The organism is Frigoribacterium sp. CFBP 13729, assembly GCF_014841875.1.
Lineage (GTDB): Bacteria > Actinomycetota > Actinomycetes > Actinomycetales > Microbacteriaceae > Frigoribacterium.
Window position 1 is genome coordinate 1 of the sequence record NZ_JACYUR010000009.1, and the last position, 16,278, is coordinate 16,278.

General features: G+C 75.1%; 15 protein-coding genes and 1 pseudogene. 6 read left to right on the forward strand and 10 right to left on the reverse strand.

Annotated features, from left to right (window positions below):
* Positions 1 to 243 (reverse strand): annotated as a pseudogene (locus IFT77_RS15795) (hypothetical protein); the annotation flags it as partial.
* Between the two features lie 138 nt (positions 244 to 381).
* Entirely contained in the window at positions 382 to 1,800 is a 1,419-nt protein-coding gene (locus IFT77_RS15800; RefSeq protein ID WP_192170564.1) for an alpha-amylase family glycosyl hydrolase, read from the reverse strand.
* A 119-nt stretch (positions 1,801 to 1,919) separates the two neighbouring features.
* Between IFT77_RS15800 and IFT77_RS15805 the strand changes: the two genes are divergently transcribed.
* Positions 1,920 to 2,573 carry a hypothetical protein gene (locus tag IFT77_RS15805; protein WP_192170565.1) on the forward strand — a complete coding sequence of 218 codons (654 nt, stop codon included), beginning with the start codon at positions 1,920 to 1,922 and terminating at the stop codon, positions 2,571 to 2,573.
* Here IFT77_RS15805 and IFT77_RS15810 read toward each other — a convergent pair.
* Positions 2,542 to 3,726, reverse strand: a complete 1,185-nt coding sequence (locus IFT77_RS15810; protein ID WP_192170566.1) for a glycosyl hydrolase family 18 protein — start codon at positions 3,724 to 3,726, stop codon at positions 2,542 to 2,544. The genes IFT77_RS15805 and IFT77_RS15810 overlap by 32 nt on opposite strands.
* 112 nt (positions 3,727 to 3,838) lie before the next feature.
* On the opposite strand from IFT77_RS15810, the gene IFT77_RS15815 reads away from it, so the two are divergent.
* Positions 3,839 to 4,105 (forward strand): hypothetical protein, encoded by a 267-nt coding sequence (locus tag IFT77_RS15815; RefSeq protein WP_192170567.1) that lies wholly within the window; start codon positions 3,839 to 3,841, stop codon positions 4,103 to 4,105.
* A 115-nt stretch (positions 4,106 to 4,220) separates the two neighbouring features.
* Here IFT77_RS15815 and IFT77_RS15820 read toward each other — a convergent pair whose 3' ends face one another.
* Positions 4,221 to 4,673: a VOC family protein gene (locus IFT77_RS15820; RefSeq protein WP_192170568.1), complete on the reverse strand. Its 453-nt coding sequence runs from the start codon at positions 4,671 to 4,673 to the stop codon at positions 4,221 to 4,223.
* A 141-nt stretch (positions 4,674 to 4,814) separates the two neighbouring features.
* Here IFT77_RS15820 and IFT77_RS15825 point away from each other — a divergent pair, with 141 nt between their 5' ends.
* A complete protein-coding gene (locus IFT77_RS15825; RefSeq protein ID WP_192170569.1) occupies positions 4,815 to 6,047 on the forward strand; it encodes an ATP-binding protein in 1,233 nt (410 codons plus the stop codon).
* Positions 6,048 to 6,106: 59 nt separating this feature from the next.
* Here IFT77_RS15825 and IFT77_RS15830 read toward each other — a convergent pair whose 3' ends face one another.
* The 4 genes from IFT77_RS15830 to IFT77_RS15845 form a co-directional block, all read right to left on the reverse strand.
* Complete coding sequence (locus IFT77_RS15830; RefSeq protein WP_192170570.1) at positions 6,107 to 6,823, reverse strand: response regulator; 717 nt, start codon at positions 6,821 to 6,823, stop codon at positions 6,107 to 6,109.
* Positions 6,820 to 8,343: a sensor histidine kinase gene (locus IFT77_RS17600; RefSeq protein WP_371741087.1), complete on the reverse strand. Its 1,524-nt coding sequence runs from the start codon at positions 8,341 to 8,343 to the stop codon at positions 6,820 to 6,822. Before IFT77_RS17600 ends, IFT77_RS15830 begins: the two co-directional genes overlap by 4 nt.
* A 65-nt stretch (positions 8,344 to 8,408) precedes the next feature.
* Positions 8,409 to 10,580, reverse strand: a complete 2,172-nt coding sequence (locus IFT77_RS15840; protein ID WP_192170572.1) for a serine hydrolase — start codon at positions 10,578 to 10,580, stop codon at positions 8,409 to 8,411.
* A gap of 121 nt (positions 10,581 to 10,701) precedes the next feature.
* Complete coding sequence (locus IFT77_RS15845) at positions 10,702 to 11,817, reverse strand: zinc-binding alcohol dehydrogenase family protein (protein ID WP_192042557.1); 1,116 nt, start codon at positions 11,815 to 11,817, stop codon at positions 10,702 to 10,704.
* A gap of 148 nt (positions 11,818 to 11,965) precedes the next feature.
* Here IFT77_RS15845 and IFT77_RS15850 point away from each other — a divergent pair, with 148 nt between their 5' ends.
* The 3 genes from IFT77_RS15850 (at position 11,966) to IFT77_RS15860 (ending at position 13,670) form a co-directional block, all read left to right on the forward strand.
* Complete coding sequence (locus IFT77_RS15850; protein ID WP_192170573.1) at positions 11,966 to 12,535, forward strand: TetR/AcrR family transcriptional regulator; 570 nt, start codon at positions 11,966 to 11,968, stop codon at positions 12,533 to 12,535.
* A 107-nt stretch (positions 12,536 to 12,642) separates the two neighbouring features.
* Positions 12,643 to 12,945 carry a hypothetical protein gene (locus IFT77_RS15855; protein WP_192042559.1) on the forward strand — a complete coding sequence of 101 codons (303 nt, stop codon included), beginning with the start codon at positions 12,643 to 12,645 and terminating at the stop codon, positions 12,943 to 12,945.
* The gene (locus IFT77_RS15860; RefSeq protein WP_192170574.1) at positions 12,942 to 13,670 is read left to right on the forward strand and encodes a hypothetical protein; all 729 of its coding nucleotides are present in this window, start codon (positions 12,942 to 12,944) and stop codon (positions 13,668 to 13,670) included. Before IFT77_RS15855 ends, IFT77_RS15860 begins: the two co-directional genes overlap by 4 nt.
* Here IFT77_RS15860 and IFT77_RS15865 read toward each other — a convergent pair.
* Together IFT77_RS15865 and IFT77_RS15870 are read right to left on the reverse strand one after the other, a co-directional pair.
* Positions 13,577 to 15,157 (reverse strand): AMP-binding protein, encoded by a 1,581-nt coding sequence (locus IFT77_RS15865; RefSeq protein ID WP_192170575.1) that lies wholly within the window; start codon positions 15,155 to 15,157, stop codon positions 13,577 to 13,579. The genes IFT77_RS15860 and IFT77_RS15865 overlap by 94 nt on opposite strands.
* Entirely contained in the window at positions 15,114 to 16,262 is a 1,149-nt protein-coding gene (locus IFT77_RS15870) for an MSMEG_0565 family glycosyltransferase (RefSeq protein ID WP_192170576.1), read from the reverse strand. Before IFT77_RS15870 ends, IFT77_RS15865 begins: the two co-directional genes overlap by 44 nt.
* Positions 16,263 to 16,278 lie beyond the last annotated feature (16 nt).

The following is a 16,278-nucleotide window of genomic DNA, read 5'->3' on the forward strand; positions in this document are numbered from 1 at the left end:
GCTGGTGAGGGCCTCGACGAAGGACGCGTCGACGGCGACCTGGGTGTCGACGCCCTTGCTGAGGTCGGGGAGCGACGCGACGGGCTCGGTCGGCGCAGCCGACGACGAGGACGACGGGGCGGCCGAGGACGACGAGGTCGAGCCGGCGTCGCCGGAGGAGCAGGCGGCGAGGCTGAAGATGAGGGCGCCGGAGGCGACGATGCCGAAGGCGGACTTGGTGATGGTCTTGCGTGAGATGTTCACGATGGTTCTCCTTGTCTGTGGTTCCCGGTGGGGAGTTGACAGGGGTTCGCCACCCTCGCGCAGATGGATGGGTACGCATCGACTTCGTTATCGCGCCGTTACTTTCCGGGACCGCCCACCGGTCGAGCGCTGGTCCGTCTAGCGGCGGGGTGCGACCACGGCCCAGCCGTGCGCGCCGACGACCAGCACGTCGCCGTCGAGGCCGGCGTAACGTCCCGCGACCCAGCCGTCGGCGGCGGGCGCCGGGTCCGCGACGCGGAGGGGCTCGTCGCCGAGGTTGAGCGCGACGAGCAGCAGCTCGTCCCCACCGTCGGCCCCGGCCCCGCGCACCTCGAGCACGAGCGTCTCGTTCGTCACCGAGACCGTGCGCGTGCGCGCCCCGTGCAGCCACGGGTGACGCCGACGGACGCCGACCATCTCCTGGTGGAGGGCCAGGACGGCCGGGTCGGCATCGGCCACGAGCGACACGGCGTCGAGGCCCGACCAGCGGGGGAACGCGGGACGGATCGCGTCGTCGCCGCCGAACCGCTCCTCCTTGACGGCCCGCAGCCCGAGCTCGTCGCCGTAGTAGACGGACGGCACGCCGCCCAGGGTGAACAGCAGCACGACGGCGTGCGCGTGGTGCCGCTCGTCGTCGATCTGGCTGGCGATGCGGGTGACGTCGTGGTTGCCGACGAACGTCAGCGGCGCGAACTCGTCGAGGAACTCGTCGTGCCGTGTGAGCGCCCAGGCGAGCTCGTGCAGGTTGACGTCCTGGATGCCGTGCCAGGTGCCCTGCCAGAGCTCGTACTGGGTGACGCTGTCGAGGCCTCCGTCGCGGACGGCCGCCGCGTAGTCGCCGTGCAGCACCTCGCCGACCACCCAGACGTCGGGGTGGCTCTCGCGCAGGGGAGGCAGCACCTCGGCCCAGAACGACGACGGCACCGAGTAGGCGGCGTCGAGGCGCCAGGCGTCGGCGCCGCGGTCGGCCCAGTGCACGAGCACCTCGGCGACGGTGCGGACCACCTCAGGCGACGAATGGTCGAGTGCGATCAGCCCGCCGTGCCCCTCGAAGGTCGCCAGCTCGCCGTGCTCGTCGCGACGGAACAGCGCGGCGGCCGGCGAGGACGAGTCGGCCCGCGCCTCCTGCAGGGCCGGGAACTCGGGGCCGACGTGGTTGAAGACGCCGTCGAGCATCACCCGCACGCCCGCGGCGTGGGCGGCGTCGATCAGCGTCGCGAGGTCGTCGTCGGTGCCGAGCCGCGGATCGACGCGGAACCAGTCGATCGTGTCGTACCCGTGGGTCGACGACGCGAAGACGGGGCCGAGCGCGAGCCCGTTCGCGCCGAGCGCGAGCAGGTGGTCGAGCCACGGCACGAGGTCGAGGAGGCGCGGCTGCGGCGAGCGGTCCGCCCCGGTCGTGTCGGCCCCGCCGAACCCGAGCGGGTAGACGTGCCACCAGATGACGTGCTCGGTCCAGGCGCGCTCGGGGGCGGTCGGGGTGCGGACGTCGCTGGTGCTGGTGCTGGTGCTGGCGCTGCCGGGGGTGGCGTGGCTGGTCGGGTCGCTGTGCTGCATGCGGGCCACGGTAGCGGCGGGCGCACGGGCCGGTCCGCGCGCACGTCGTCGTGTGCGCTGCGCGGCTGGGCCTGCGCGGCAGCGCCCGCCGGCTGTCCCGGGCGTGGCACGATCGTCCGGTGACCGCCTCCGTCCCTCCCGGCCCCGCCTCCGGCCCCGATGCCCCCGGCACTCCGCCGCGGCACCGCGCTCCCGGCGCCCCGCCCCGTCGACTCGGCGTCGTCGACGTCGGGCTCCGCGTCGTCTTCTACCTCGGGGCGCTGGCCGCCCTGCTCGTGGTCGTCGGGATCGGCGTCGCGGCGATCGTCGACACCGGGGCACCGCGCACCTGGGGCAGCTACACGGAGGTGAGCTGCGAGGGAGGGACCATCCGCCACGGCTGCCAGAGCCGCGGCACGTGGGTCAGCGACGACGGCCGCGACCGGCTCGGGGACGTCGGCCTCGACGGCTCCGTCTCGGACGAGGGGACGACCCGGGCGTACGCGACCCCGGACGCCCTGCTGGGAGGAGACGACATCGTCCACGACGGCGCCTGGACTTGGGTGGGCTGGGTCCTCCCCGCCGGCCTCCTCGTCGCCCTCGTGGTCGGCGTGCTCCGGCGGGCGGAGGCGTTCGGCGACCTGGAGCGGCTGCGCTCTCGACGCCGTCGCGGCGAGGGAGGGCGCGGCGGGGACGCGCGGGACGACGACGCGCGCGGCGAGGGCGGGCGGGACGACGACGCGCCTGGCGGCCCCGCGCGCCTCAGTCCGTGTCGATCTCGACCGGGTCGCTGAGGTCGAGCGACCAGACGGCGACGCCGGCGAGGCCCAGCCCGCGGGCGAGCTCGACCCGCGTGTCGAGCGAGCGCGAGTCCGACCACCAGAGCACCGCGCCGTCGGCGAGGGTGGCGGTCTGCTCCGCGGCCGCGGAGTCCCAGCGGGCACTGCCGCCGGCGTCCCCGACGCGGTCGCGCGCCTCCTCGTCGGACACCTGCCCGGCGGGCTCGTCGCCGCCCCAGCGGTAGCCGTACCCCGCGACGCCGAGCACGACCTGGTCGGTCGGCGCGAGCGCGGTGAGGGCGGCGAGCGAGTCGATCGTCCAGCCGAGGGAGCCGACGGGGCCCGGGTCGTCGGGCTCCCACGGGCCGTGCTGGTCGTAGGCCATGAGCGTGAGGTGGTCGAGCGACGCCGCCAGCGCCGGCACGTCGTAGCCGAGGTCGCCGTAGCCCTCGACCGTCGTCGAGGCCTGCAGCGCGACGTCCAGACGCACGTCGGGGCCGACGGCCGCGCGCAGCTCCGAGGCGAAGGCGGTCAGCCCGGCGGAGTCGCCGGCCGTGAGGCCCTCGAGGTCGACCATGAGCGAGTCCCAGCCGCCCGTCGACACGCGCGAGGCCAGGTCGGCCGCGACGGCGGACCGGTTCGCCGGGCTCGAGAGCAGCGCGCTCGCGACCGGCTCGCTGAAGTCGCCGATCCGCTCGTCGTAGTTGCTCACGAGCAGCTGCGCCTGCAGCCCCCTGGCGTGGGCCGCGTCCCGCTGGGCCTCGGCGTCGAGCGACGGGCTGCTCACGCTCGCCCCGTCGGCGGCCACGAGCACGCCGTCGACCCCGACCACGTCGAGGGAGGCGGCGCTCGCGTCGACGAGGTCGGGGTCGGAGCCCTCGAGCACGAAGCCCGTGACGTCGAGGCCGGGGGCCGTGGCGGCGTCGGCGGGGGCGGCGTCGGCAGGGACGGCGTCAGCGGGGGCGGCGTCGTCCGACGCCACGGCGTCGTCGAGCGTCGCCCCGGACGAGGAGGCGGCCGGCGCGTCCGGCGACGAGGCGCGAGTGGTCGACGTGCACCCGCTCAGCGCCAGGGCGAGCAGGGCCAGGGCCGCGACGGGGGCGACGGCAACGACGGGACGCGACCCGCCCGCGCGGACGGAGCGGGAGCGGCCGGACGTCGGTGTCATGGACGGATCGTACGACGACTCGCGACCGATGCGAACTCCCGCCGCCGCAGGGTGACGCGTCGACGCCCCGGCGTCCTGGCGCGGGAGGCACGACTCGTTCGTCGACATCGCCATGGTCGACTTCGCGACCGCCGCCTCCTACCCGGGCTGGCTGGCCGACCCGGCGGCCGCGCAGACCGAGCAGCGCTCCGGCGACGTGTACGACTGCACGGACCGTCTCGGCGGGACCGTCTGCCAGTTCACCCGCACCGAGGAGCAGTACGGGACGGACTCCACGCAGACCGTGCTCGTCCGCGACGACGTCGTCGTCACGGTGCGCCAGTCGAACTACCCCACGGACGACCTGCTCGGCGCGATCGTCACCCGCATCTGGGGCTGACGCCCGACCTCGCGCTCGTGCTCGTGCGCGGTGCCGGGAACGAAGTGAGGCTGCGGGGGAGTGGGAAGCTGCGGGACACCCCGGACGCGTCACATCGCTTTCACCTCAGGGCAGATCAGACGCGGCCGCCGGGGCGGGCGGCGGCGAGCTCGAGGTTCACGTCGTCGGGGTCCTGCAGCGAGAGGACCACGAGGCCGAACGCGGGCAGGTCGGTGACCTCGCCGTGCTCGATCCCCGCTGCCTCGAGCCGCTCGGCCGCGGCGTGCAGCTCGTCGACGGAGCCGACCCGGAGGCTCAGGTGGTCGAGCCCGACCCGGTCGGGGTCGAAGCGGTCGCCGGCCGGGGCGACGGGGCGCAGCCCGAGCGTCTGGCCGCCGAAGGTGAACGAGCAGCCTCCGTAGGTGCGCTGCGGGTCGTCGTGGATCGTCGGGTCGTCGATCTGGTCGCTGAAGTCGCTGCCCGGCGGCATGCCGAAGAGCTGCTCGTAGAAGGCCTTGCTGCGGCGGATGTCCGTGACGGTGAGGCGCACGTGCGAGAAGCCGAGGGGGGTGACGATGGCGTCGTTCATGGGGCCATCATCGGCCGCCGTGCCCGGACCGGCCCGGGCCGTGCGGGGATCGGCCACACGGTCGGTCCCGCCTTGCTGCACGTTCCTCAGGGCCACGATAAATTTATCAACGGCGGCCGCACCCGTGATAAATTTATGGCCATGCGATCTCCCCTCACCAACCCGTTCCAGCCGGGGTCCGACGTCGTGCCCGACGTCTGGGCGGGACGGATCGAGCAGCTCAGCGACTGGCACGACGTGCTGCGTCCGCGCCGACATGCCGGGCTGTACGAGACGGGTCGCACGATCCTCGGCGAGCCGGGGACGGGCAAGTCGAGCCTGGTCCGACGCATCGCGAGGGACGCTGCGGAGGCCGGCGACTGGGTGACTCCGCAGGTGAGGATGCCCAGCGGAGCCGACCCCTTGAAGCTGGTCGCCTCCGCCGTGCTGCGGCTCGCCGACAAGGCGGGGCTCGCCGGCTCGACCCGTAAGGGCGTGCTCGATCTGCTCGCCCGCGTGGAACAGGTCGCCGTGACGGGCTTCTCGGTCGCTGTGCGCGGGGCAGAGGGGCCCGAGCCGTCGACCGCGCTCTTCGAGCTGCTGGTCGAGCTCGGCCAGGCTGCGATCAGGCAGGACGCCGTGGTGCTCATCCACATCGACGAAGTGCAGAACATCACCGACGAGGCGGCCCTCTCGCAGCTGCTCATCGCTCTCGGGGACGCTCTGTCCCACGAGGTCGACGTCGACCTCCCCGGTGGAGTGTCCGTCTCGAGGTACCTCCCGATCGCCGTGTACCTCACCGGGCTTCCCGACTTCGAGGACATGGCCGGGGCGCGGAAGGGCGCGACCTTCGCCAGGCGGTTCCGGACCGTCACCCTCGCCGCCCTCGACGAGGGGGACCTGCTGGAGGCGCTCCAGCCCTTCGTGATGGCAGGGTGGGAGACCGCGGACGGTGACGGGGGCGTCGGGACCGTGAGGATGAGCCCCGAGGCCGCGAGGGCCGTCGTCGCCCTCTGCTGCGGGGAGCCCTTCCTCTTCCAGCTCGCGGGTCAGAGGGCGTGGAACGCCGATACGTCACCGGTCGTGTCCGAGGGCGACGTCGTCGAGGGGTGGCGCGGCGCCGAGGGAGAGGCGTCGGCGCACGTCGAGCGCGTGCTCGGCCGTCTCCCCGACCGCGAGCACGAGTTCGTGACCGCGATGGCCGCGCTGGCTCCGAGCGAGCGGACGCTGACGCGGATCGCCGAGGCGATGGGCATGGTCTCGGCGACCCAGATCGGAGCTGTCTCCCGCCGACTCGACACGGTCAGGGGCATCGTCGACCGAGGCAAGCCGTACACGTTCCGCAACCGGGCCGTCGAGGCTTACCTGACGACCGACTGGCCTCGCGTCGGTTGACGAGGCACAGCTGGGCCTGACCCCCGGATGCGCAGCCTGTCGCCAGGGCAGGCGACCGCTCAGCGCAGCAGCCCCGAGCGCCAGGCCCAGACGACGGTCTGCAGCCGGTCGCGCGTGTCGAGCTTCGTCATCACCCGGGTCAGGTGCGACTTGACCGTGCTCGTCTCGATCACGAGGCGTGCACCGATCTCGTCGTTCGACAGGCCCTCGCCCAGCAGCCGGACGATCTCCTGCTCACGCGGCGTCAGCACGTCGACCGAGACCCCCGTCGAGGAGGCGGCCCGCCGTCGCGTGAACTCCGCGATGACCCGGCGGGTGGTCGCGCCGTCGATCGCGGCGCGCCCCGACGCCAGTGCACGGACGGCGGCGACGAACTCGTCGGGCTCCGCGTCCTTGAGGACGAACCCGCTGGCGCCCGCCTCGAGGGCGCCGAAGACGTACTCGTCGAGGTCGAAGGTCGTCGCGACGAGCACGGCGGGGCCGCGGCGGGCGTCGCCGGGCTCCGCCTGCGGGTCGCCGGGCAGCGCGACCGAGGACGCCTGCGGGTCGCCGCCCGGGGCCGCGCCCGTGATCGACCGCGTCGCCTCGATGCCGTCGCCGCCGGGCATCCGGACGTCCATCACGACGACGTCGGGCCGGGTGCGCCGCGCGACCTCGACGCCCTCGCGGCCGCCGGAGGCCTCGCCGACGACCTCGATCCCTCCCGCGGTCTCGAGCACGATGCGGAACCCGGCCCGCACGATCGACTGGTCGTCGACGAGCACGACCCGGATCACGCGCCGGTCCCGTCGGCGGACTCGGCGTCGTCGGCGGCGCCGGGCTCCCTCTCGACGGGCAGCTCGAGCCGCACGCGCCAGGTGCGGGCGCCGGCCGCGTCGGCCCCGCCTGTCGCAGCGGCCCTGGCGTCCGCGTCTCCGTCTCCTCGACCGCCGACGGCTCGCGTCTCGGCCGACCCCGTCTCGACCGGCCCCGTCTGCGCCGGACCCGTCTGCCTCGGACCCGTCCCGACGACTCCCGCCTCGAGCAGCCCGCCGACGAGGGCCGCGCGCTCACGCATCCCGACCAGCCCGTACCCCGCCGGAGCAGAGCTCGCGGGCCCCCGGGGCACCGCGTTCTCGACCACGACGACGAGCCGCCCCTGCCGCACCGTCGTGGTGAGCTGGACGCCGGCACCGGGGGCGTGCCTTCGGGCGTTGGCCAGCGCCTCCTGCACGGTGCGGTAGGCCGTGACGTCGGCGAGAGGCGCGAGCGTGGGCAGCTCGCCCTCGACGCGCTCGTCGACGACGGTGCCCGCCGCACGGGCCGCGGCGACGAGCCCGCCGACGTCGCGCAGCCCGGGCACCGGAGCGGTGCCGGTGGCGTCGTCGCCGGTCTCGCGCAGGATCCCCACGATCGACCGCAGCGAGTCGAGCGTCTCGCGTCCCTGCGACCGGACGCTGCGGAGCGACTCCTTCGCGCGCTCCGGGTCGACGTCGACGAGGCGCTCGGCGGCGCCCGCCTGCACGACGAGGCCGGTGAGGTGGTGCGCCGCGATGTCGTGCAGCTCGCGGGCCATGCGGGTGCGCTCCGCGGCGACGGCCGACCGGGTCAGCGTCTCGTGGTGCTCGACCGACTCGGCGGCCCGAGCCCGGCTGTCGCTGTCGTGCCGGCGACGGAGCGCCACCCACGAGCCGACGGAGGCGCTGATCCCGTTCACGAGGACGGCCGTCGCGACCAGCGCGAGCGCCTCGACGGACGCCCCCACGGGGCTGAGGCCGGGCAGGGCCCCGAGGCCCTGCTTCACCAGACCAGCCGCCCCGACGGCCGCACCGGCCGACGCGATGCCGACCGCGACGAGCAGCCAGCCGACCGCGGCGCGCGTCGTCAGCAGGGTGCCGACCGTGTACGCGGCGACGACGGGCGCGGCGGTCCACACCGCGAGGCCGCTGGGCAGCACGGTCAGCAGACCGGCCTGGACGATGCTGATCGCCAGCAGCGTCGCGACCGGCGATCGTCGTCGGAACGCCAACGGGAGGCACTGCGCGACGGCCAGCACGAGCACGGCCGTGGTCTGGGCGGCAGGGATGCTGCGGAAGGCGCCGTAGAACTCGCCCATGCCGACGAGCGTGCCCAGCATGGCGACCGTCACGAGCGTCCACACCGCGGCCAGGGCGACGTCCCGCCCGAACGGCGTCCGCACCCCGACCCGGGCGAGCAGCCGGCGGGCGGCCGCGAAGCCCGGCCCCGTGCCCTCGTGCCGTGCCGCGCCGACGAGGCCGGCGACGGCTGCGGAGCGGGGGGAGGAGGAGGTGGTCACGTCCCGAGCATGCCAGGTGCCGTCGACCTCGTGGTCGCGGGGCGCACCTCCCTGTGGGAGGCGCATCAGAAGCTCACGCTCGGGGAGAGGAGACGCCACGTGACCGCGAACACGGCCAGCACGACGAGCGCCACGACGACGAGCACCCGTCCGGTCACCGAGGCCCAGCCCCGTCGCTCGCGCACGGCCTGCACGGCGGCGACGGCGGCGGGCACGATCGCGACGACGCCCACCAGCTGCAGCGCCTGCACGACGCGGATCGACCCTGCCGAGACGTCGACGAACGACATGGCCTGCCCGGCCACGACCGCCCAGCCGACGAGGGCGAGCAGCGTCGCGACCTGGCCGATGCGCGACAGCAGCAGAGCGCGGCGGCGACGTCCGGCCTCGGGACGGCGTGCGGCGACGAGGTCGCGGCGTCCGGTGCGGCGGCCGAGCCCGACGAGCGCGGCGGTCGGCCACGCGACCACCGAGACGAGCAGCACCGCGACGGCGGCGATCACCGACGGCAGCGCCGTCGACGCGACCTGCCAGGGCTGCGCCCGCAGCATCGTGAAGGAGGCGCCCCACGAGATCGCCTGGACGGTCGCGTCGGCGTCGTCCGAGTCGCCGTCGGTCCGCGTCGCGAGCAGGGAGTCGCCGCCCACCTCGCGCCACAGGTGCTCGTCGACCAGCTCGTACACGCCGGTCGTGGTGGCGAGCGGCTTCGGGGTGACCGCGATCGTGCCGTCCGAGCGGGGGACGATCGTCGTCTGGCCGCTCAGGGCGAGCAGCGCGCCCGGGTTCGTGACCGGCGAGCGGGAGGAGGTGAAGGTGCCGGCCATCGCGGCGGCCGCGGCGGCGCTGTCGAGCTGGCCCGCGCCTCCTACGGTCTCGTCGGTCGTCAGCGACGACCCTGCCGCCGATGCGTCGTCAGAGGGGGAGGCGTCGCGCAGGTACCGGTCGGCGAATCCTTGCAGCAGCGTCGTGCGGAGGTCGAGCGTCGCGGTCGGGGTGCGTCCCGAGGCGTTGAACGACACGAAGATGCCCGCGTCGGACTCGGGGAACATCCGCATCGCGCTGTGGAACACCTGCGTGTCGCCGTCGTGCCCGAAGGCCGGGACGCCGGGGGTGCTGTCGTCGAAGAAGCCGAGGTCCATGCGCTGGCCGACGGCGAGGGTGCCGAGCTGGTCGGCCCCGAGGGCGGGGCGGTGCATCTCGTCGAGGGTCGCGGGCTCGAGCAGGGACTGCTCGGCGGGCAGGTCGCCCAGGTGCGCGAGCATGAAGCGCGCCATGTCGGAGGCGGTGGCCGACATCGCGCCGGCGGGTGCCGCGTTCACGACCTCGGTCGGCACGGACGGCGCCGAGTCGTTCGGGTAGCCCTTCGCGAGCCGGGCGTCGAGGTCGGCGGGCAGGGGCTGTGCGAACGACGACGAGGTCATCCCTGCACGGTCGAGGACCTGCTCCTGCACCAGCTCGGCGAACGGCTTCCCGCTCACCCGCTCGGCGACGTAGCCGGCCAGCGTGGCGCCGTAGTTCGAGTACGCAGGAGTCGTGCCGGGCTCGTAGACCTGCGCCGGGGGAGCGTCCGTCACCGCCTCGCGCAGCGTCTTCTCGCTGCCGGGGGTGCCGATCAGGCCGGCGATGACCTCCTCGAAGCCCGCGGTGTGGGTCAGCAGGTGGCGCAGCGTGATCGCGCCCTTCGGGGTGTCGAGGTCGAAGTCGAGGTACTGCTGCACGTCGGCGTCGAGGTCGAGCTTCCCCTGCTCGACGAGCTGCATGATCGCGGTCGCCGAGACGACCTTCGAGACGGAGCCGATGCGGAACAGGGTGTCGTCGGGGTCGACCGGGCGGGCCGGGTCGCCGTCCGTGCCGGTGTCGGCCAGGCCGTAGCCGCGGGCGGTGAGCACCTGGCCGTCCGAGACGACGGAGACCGTCGCCCCGGGGATGCCCGTCGTCTGCAGCGCCGAGCCGAGCGCGCCGTCGAGCCAGGCGTCGACGTCGCCCTTCGTGAGCTCGCCCCCGCCGGGCTGGTGCTGAGGGGCCGCCGGAGGCGCGGGCTCGGCGGCGGGGGAGGTCGCGCCGGCCGCGGTGCCGGTGGCGGTGCCGGCCGCGGTGGACGGGTCGGACGCGCCGGCCGAGCAGGCGGCGAGCGGGACGGCGAGGGCGACGACGGCCGCGGCGGCGGCGAGTCGGGGCAGGAGGCGGCGGGCGCGGAGGCCCGTCCGCGGCGGGGTGGGGAGGGGTGTCGATGTCATGCCTCCACGCTCGCCGGTCGGGCGCCATGCCACAGGGGGCAGAGGTCGGGACCTCGCCTGCGACCTGAGTCGCAGGCGGCTCCCCACCTCCCGCCGCCGCCGGGGCCTGCGACAGCGGCCGCTACAGCCGCACCACGAGTTTGCGTGCCGACACCCCCGCGCGCAGCCGGTCGAGGGCGACCTGCACCGACTCGAGCCCCTCGCCGACGACCTCGGGAGCAGGTGCGCAGACGTGGCGTCCCTCCGCGAGCGCCGACGGGAGGTGGTCGCGCCAGAGGGCGGGCCCGACCTCGTTCGTCATGAGGGTGCTGCCCCAGACGTACCGGGCCCTGATCCCGTGTCGCCGCGCCCGCACCTGCAGGGCGACGTTGCCGGCGGCGAGGCGGGTCATCGTCCGGACGAACGCCGCGCCGAACCGTGCCCCGCGCGGCAGCGAGCCGAACGAGACGGAGGGGCTGGCGAGCGCGACGCGCGTCGCGCCCGTCGCGATCGCGACCTCGACGGACGGCTCGGCCGACCCCGTGCCCACCGCGAGCACGCCGGCGACGTCGGCCCCGCCGATGCCCGCGACCAGCTCGGCGACCGCGCCGGGGCTGCGATAGTCGACGACCACCTCCGCGCCCAGGCGGCGCATCGCGTCGTGGTTGCGAGGTGAGGCGGTGGTCGCGACGCGGTGACCGGCCGCGACGGCGAGCTGGATGGCGTTGCTGCCCACGCTCGTCGCTCCTCCCCAGACCACGACCGTGCGTCCGGTGGGCGTCGGGGCGGAGGACGGGAGCGGGAGCGCGAGGTGGTCCTGCTGGAAGAGGGCGGTCGCGGCGGTCGAGATGCCCAGGGGCAGGACCACCGCCTCCTCGTGCGCGAGGCCGTCGGGCAGCGGGGCCGCGAGGTCCTCGCGCACGACGGTGAAGTGTTGGAAGCCGCCCTCGGCCTCGTGGCGGCGGCCGCGCTCCATGCCGACGGCGTAGGCGACGACCCGGTCGCCCACGCGGAACCGGTCGGCCCCGGCGCCGACGGCGACCACCTCGCCCGAGACGTCCTCGCCGAGCACGACGGGCCAGGGCAGCCAGCGATACATCAGGTTCCCGGTCCACTGCTTGACGTCGTCGAGCGGGTTGACGGCGACGGCCCTGTTGCGCACGAGCAGCTCGCCAGGGCCCGGCTCGGGCACGGGGGCGGGACCGACGACGAGGTCGGCGCCGGGAGCGGGGAGTCGAGCGGCGGCGTTGGTCGTCATGAGGGTCCTCCTGGACTGTGGTGCAGGTGTGGCGGGGAGCCGGGCGGCGGAGCGGCGACGAGCGCGGTGGGGCGGTGCGCAGGTGATGACATGCCGTGTCGTCACCTTACGCCTGATGGCACGAGATGTCATCAGCTACCCTGGCCCGATGGCACGCTGGGCACCCGACGCAGCACTCCGGCTCGAGGAGGCGGCGATGAGCCTGTTCGCCGAGCACGGCTTCGCGTCGACCACCGTTCCGCAGATCGCGGAGCGGGCAGGCCTGACCACCCGCACGTTCTTCCGTCACTTCGCCGACAAACGCGACGTGCTGTTCCTCCGCCAGCGCGAGTTCCCCGAGGTCGTCTCGCGACTCGTCGCCGCTGCGCCCGACGGCCTCGGCCCCCTCGACCTCGCGATGCACGGTGTCGAGGTCGTCGCCGCCGGTGACCTGCAGCGCTGGCGCCCCGAGGTCGCCGCACGACGTGCCGTCGTCCGCTCCGAGCCACAGCTGCGTGAGCGCGAGCTGCTCAGGGCTGCCGCGCTCGCCGACGCGATCGCGGAGGCGCTGGTCGAGACGGGCGTGCCGGGCGCCGACGCGTCCCTGGTCGCGCGCACCGCCTCCGTCCTCTTCGAGTCGTCGCTCGAGGACTGGATCGCGGGGCCCGACGACGTGCTGCTCGTCGACGTGGTGCGCGCCGCCCGGCGCCGCCTCGACCGGCTGGTCGTCGGCGGCTGACTGCCGCCCACCCGCCGGCTCGCGACAGGGCCGCTTGTCCGGCCCTGCCCGGCCCTGCCCGGCCCTGCTCGGCCTTGCTCGGCCTTGCTCGGCCCTAGTCTCGGCTCATGACGAGGACTCGACGACCCGGCCGCCGCCTCCTCGGGACGGCCGTCGCGCTCGCCGCGGCGGGCGTGCTGCTGTTCGGGCTCGCGTCGCTCGTGGTCTGGGCGGGCGATCTCACGGCCGGCAGCCCGGCCGTCTACAGCACGGCTCCCGCGACGGACTGGTCCACCGTCCGGCTGCTCGCCGGCAACGTCCTCACGATCACCGCGGGCGGGCTGCTCGCGGCGGCTCTCGTGGTCGGCGTGGTCGGCGGCGTGACTGCGCTGCGCCGCCGGGGCACCACGTCCGACGGCAGCCGGGCGTGACCGGCGCCGCGGACGGGGACGCCCAGGGCGCCTCCGGCGAGGGCACCTCGAGCGAGAGCGCCTCCGGCGAGGGCACCTCGAGCGAGAGCACCTCCGGCGAGGGCGCCTCGGACAAAGCCGACGCGCCCCTCGCCTCCGGCTGGGTGCGGATCGGCGAGCGCAGCTGGTGGTCGTCGTGGGCCGGGTACAGCGCCGTGTTCGTCGTCACGATGATCGTCTACTTCGGCGCGCAGGCCGGCCGGTTCTTCGACGGCCTCGTGCCGTTCCCGAGCAACCTGCTGCTCGGAGCCGTGCTGATCGCGGCCCTGATGTGGGTCGCCACCGCGGCGCGGAACGCGATCTACCCGCAGCCCTGGGTGAACCTCGACACCGACCAGCTGCGCGCCGGCACCCGCCGCACCGTCGCGCTCGCCGACGTCGACCGCGCTCTCGTGCCGCTCGACCCGGCCCTGCGGTCGGACGTGCTCGTGCTCCGCCTGACCGCGAAGGAGGCGCGGGTCGAGATCATCCTGCGCGACCGGCGGGGCCCCCGCCTCGACGGCACCTCCACCCGGGTGCTCGCGGAGGCGCTGCGCCGCACCGCCGTCGCGATGCCGACCTCGTCGAACGATCCGACGGGCCGCTTCGGCCGCTACAACTTCCCCGGGCACGTCGGACTCGACGACGCGATCGCGCTCGTCGAGCACCCGCCCGCTCCCGGAGCGCCGCTGCCTGCCTCTTGGTGAGCGCGCGCGGCCCACGCGCGGCGGCTGGTCTTGCCGGCGTCGTCGCGCACGGGCTCGTCCACGAGCCACAGCGCAGCCGGACGTCGCTCGGGGTCGAGCCGCTGCCGCGCCCACGCGAGGAGCTCCTCCGCCGTGACGCCCGCGGCCGCACCCGCGACGTCCACCACGGCCTCGATCCGCTGGCCGAGGTCGTCGTCGGCGACGCCGAACGCGACCGCGCCGCGCACGGCGGGGTGCGCCTCCAGCACCCGCTCCACCTCGGTCGGGTGCACGTTGACGCCGCCGCGCAGCACGACGTCGTCGACCCGGTCGACCAGGTGCAGGTACCCGTCGGGGTCGAGGCGGCCGAGGTCGCCGAGGGTGTCCCAGCCGTCGTCGGTCCGGGCCGAGCGGCCGCCGAGGTACCGGTACGTCGGGCCTCCTGCGCGCCGCAGCCACACCTGCCCGACCGTGCCCGCCGGCAGGTCGTCGCCGTCGGCCGTGCGGACGGCGACGCTCGTCCCGCCGCCCGGCCGCCCCACGCTGCCGGGGTGCTCGAGCCACTCGTCGCCGCGGATCGTCAGCACGCCGTTCGACTCGCTGCCGGCGTACACCTCGACGACGCGCTCGGCACCGACCCAGGCCATGAACCGGCGCTTCAGGTCCGGCGGACAGGGCGCGCCGAGGTGCAGCACGGTCTGGAGCGACGACAGGTCGGCGGCGGCGCGCTCCTCGTCGGGCAGGCGCAGCAGCCGGTGCATCATCGTCGGCACGAGCAGCGCCCAGGTCACCCGGTGCGACGCGATCGCCCGCAGCACCCGTCGCTCGTCGAAGCGCGGCAGCAGCACGAGCTCGTGCCCGGTCAGCAGCCCGCGGAACGCGTACGTGAACGTCGCCGAGTGCGTCAGCGGCCCGGCCACGAGCTGCACCTGGTCGCGGGGCAGGAACGACGCGACGGCCGCCGACGGGTCGAGCAGCGCGGGCGCGGCGGCCAGCACGACCTTGGGCCGTCCGGTCGACCCCGACGAGGTCGGCGCCTTCCAGCTCGACGCCCACGCGTCCGGCAGAGGAGGCGCGTCACCGGCCACCGGGGGAGGCACCCAGCCCGCAGGCACCCACGGCACGCCCCCGGCACCCCCGGCACCAGCGGCACGCCCGGCACCACCACCCGCACCCGCCGACGGCACCCCCACCACCAGCGCCGGCCGCACCAGCGCCTCCAGCTCGGCTCGCTCCGCGGCGTCGAGCCCGAGCGAGATCGGCTGCGGCGTCGCCCCGCACCTCCAGATCGCGGCGCAGACGACGATCATCTCGACGGTGTTCGGCAGGGCCACGGTCACCAGCGAGTCGTGGCCGACGCCGAGGTCGAGGTAGGCGCGGGCGAGGACCGAGGAGGCGCGGTCCAGCTGCGAGGCCGTCAGCGTCCCGGCGTCGTCGCGTGCCACCACGCGGTCGGGGTCCGCCTCAGCGAGCCCCGTGACGATGCGCGAGATCGACTGCCGCGCCATGGTCGCCCTCCCTGCCGACGGCCTCGTAGAACTGCTCGTGGAGCAGGGCGACGTCGTCCCAGGAGTGCGACCCCGCGAGGTCGCGGCCGGGACCGGCTGCGGGGCCTGACCCGTCGAGGGCGGCGACCAGCGCCTCCTCGATCGACCCGGGATCGGCCGCGTAGGCGACGGTCGGGCCGAAGACCTCGCGCAGCACCGGCAGGTCGCGGGCGACGACGGGCACGCCGGCGGCGAGGGCCTCCATCGCGGCGAGGCCGAAGCCCTCCTTGGTCGAGACGAAGGCGAGGGCGCCGGCGGTGGCCACGAGCGAGGGCAGGTCGTCGTCGTCGACCACGCCGAGCACGACGGGGTCGAGGCCGAGCTCGGCGATGCGGGCGTCGACCCTGGCGCGGTACTCGCGGTAGTCGAACAGGGTCTCGCCGCCGCCGAAGACGAGGCGCACGTCGGGTCGGCGGCGCCGGAGCAGCGCGAACGCCTCGACCAGGTCGAGGCTGCCCTTGCGGGGCTCGATGCCGCCGAGCGCCAGCACGTACTCGCCGAGCCGGTCGCGCCAGCGTGCCCGGTCGCCGTCGCCCGAGGGTCCGGCCGCCGCGGCGAAGCGGGCCGAGTCGACGCCGTTCGGGATCACGGTCGGCGTCAGCCCCCAGCCGCGCTCGACGTCGGCGGCGACGGCTGCCGACACGCAGATCCGGGCGAGCGGGCGGCGGACCGCGTCGTCGTGGCAGCGCACGAGCTCGGGCGTCGTGAACTCGTCGAGGTGGTGGATCGTCCGGAGGCACGGGCCGACCGCGTTGGCCGAGATGCAGTCCTGGGCGTGCACGACGTCGTACCGCTCGTGCTCGCGGGCCTCCGCGAACGCGGCCCCCATCGTCTCGATCGACCGAGCGATGCGGTCGCCGACCGACTCGTCGTCGCGCGCCTCGAAGGGCACCACGCGGATGCGCACGGCCGGGTCGACACGGCGGAAGAACGCCTGGTCGCCGCCGCGGCCGAGGGTCCACACCGTGACCTCGTGGCCTCGCCGGGCCAGCGCCTCCGACAGGGCCAGGGCGTGCACGACGCCGCCCCGCGGCTTCGTCGAGTACGTGACCTGCGCGACCCGCATCAGCGCGCCGCCCGCA

What these genes read in the sequence shown, in the direction of transcription:
- IFT77_RS15870 (WP_192170576.1), bottom strand. Translation starts at nt 16,262, where the DNA reads ATGCGGGTCGCGCAGGTCACGTACTCGACGAAGCCGCGGGGCGGCGTC.
- IFT77_RS15845 (WP_192042557.1), bottom strand. Translation starts at nt 11,817, where the DNA reads ATGACGACCAACGCCGCCGCTCGACTCCCCGCTCCCGGCGCCGACCTC.
- IFT77_RS15820 (WP_192170568.1), bottom strand. Translation starts at nt 4,673, where the DNA reads ATGAACGACGCCATCGTCACCCCCCTCGGCTTCTCGCACGTGCGCCTC.
- IFT77_RS15815 (WP_192170567.1), top strand. Translation starts at nt 3,839, where the DNA reads ATGGTCGACTTCGCGACCGCCGCCTCCTACCCGGGCTGGCTGGCCGAC.
- IFT77_RS15800 (WP_192170564.1), bottom strand. Translation starts at nt 1,800, where the DNA reads ATGCAGCACAGCGACCCGACCAGCCACGCCACCCCCGGCAGCGCCAGC.
- IFT77_RS15840 (WP_192170572.1), bottom strand. Translation starts at nt 10,580, where the DNA reads ATGACATCGACACCCCTCCCCACCCCGCCGCGGACGGGCCTCCGCGCC.
- IFT77_RS15825 (WP_192170569.1), top strand. Translation starts at nt 4,815, where the DNA reads ATGCGATCTCCCCTCACCAACCCGTTCCAGCCGGGGTCCGACGTCGTG.
- IFT77_RS15855 (WP_192042559.1), top strand. Translation starts at nt 12,643, where the DNA reads ATGACGAGGACTCGACGACCCGGCCGCCGCCTCCTCGGGACGGCCGTC.
- IFT77_RS15810 (WP_192170566.1), bottom strand. Translation starts at nt 3,726, where the DNA reads ATGACACCGACGTCCGGCCGCTCCCGCTCCGTCCGCGCGGGCGGGTCG.
- IFT77_RS15865 (WP_192170575.1), bottom strand. Translation starts at nt 15,157, where the DNA reads ATGGCGCGGCAGTCGATCTCGCGCATCGTCACGGGGCTCGCTGAGGCG.
- IFT77_RS15850 (WP_192170573.1), top strand. Translation starts at nt 11,966, where the DNA reads ATGGCACGCTGGGCACCCGACGCAGCACTCCGGCTCGAGGAGGCGGCG.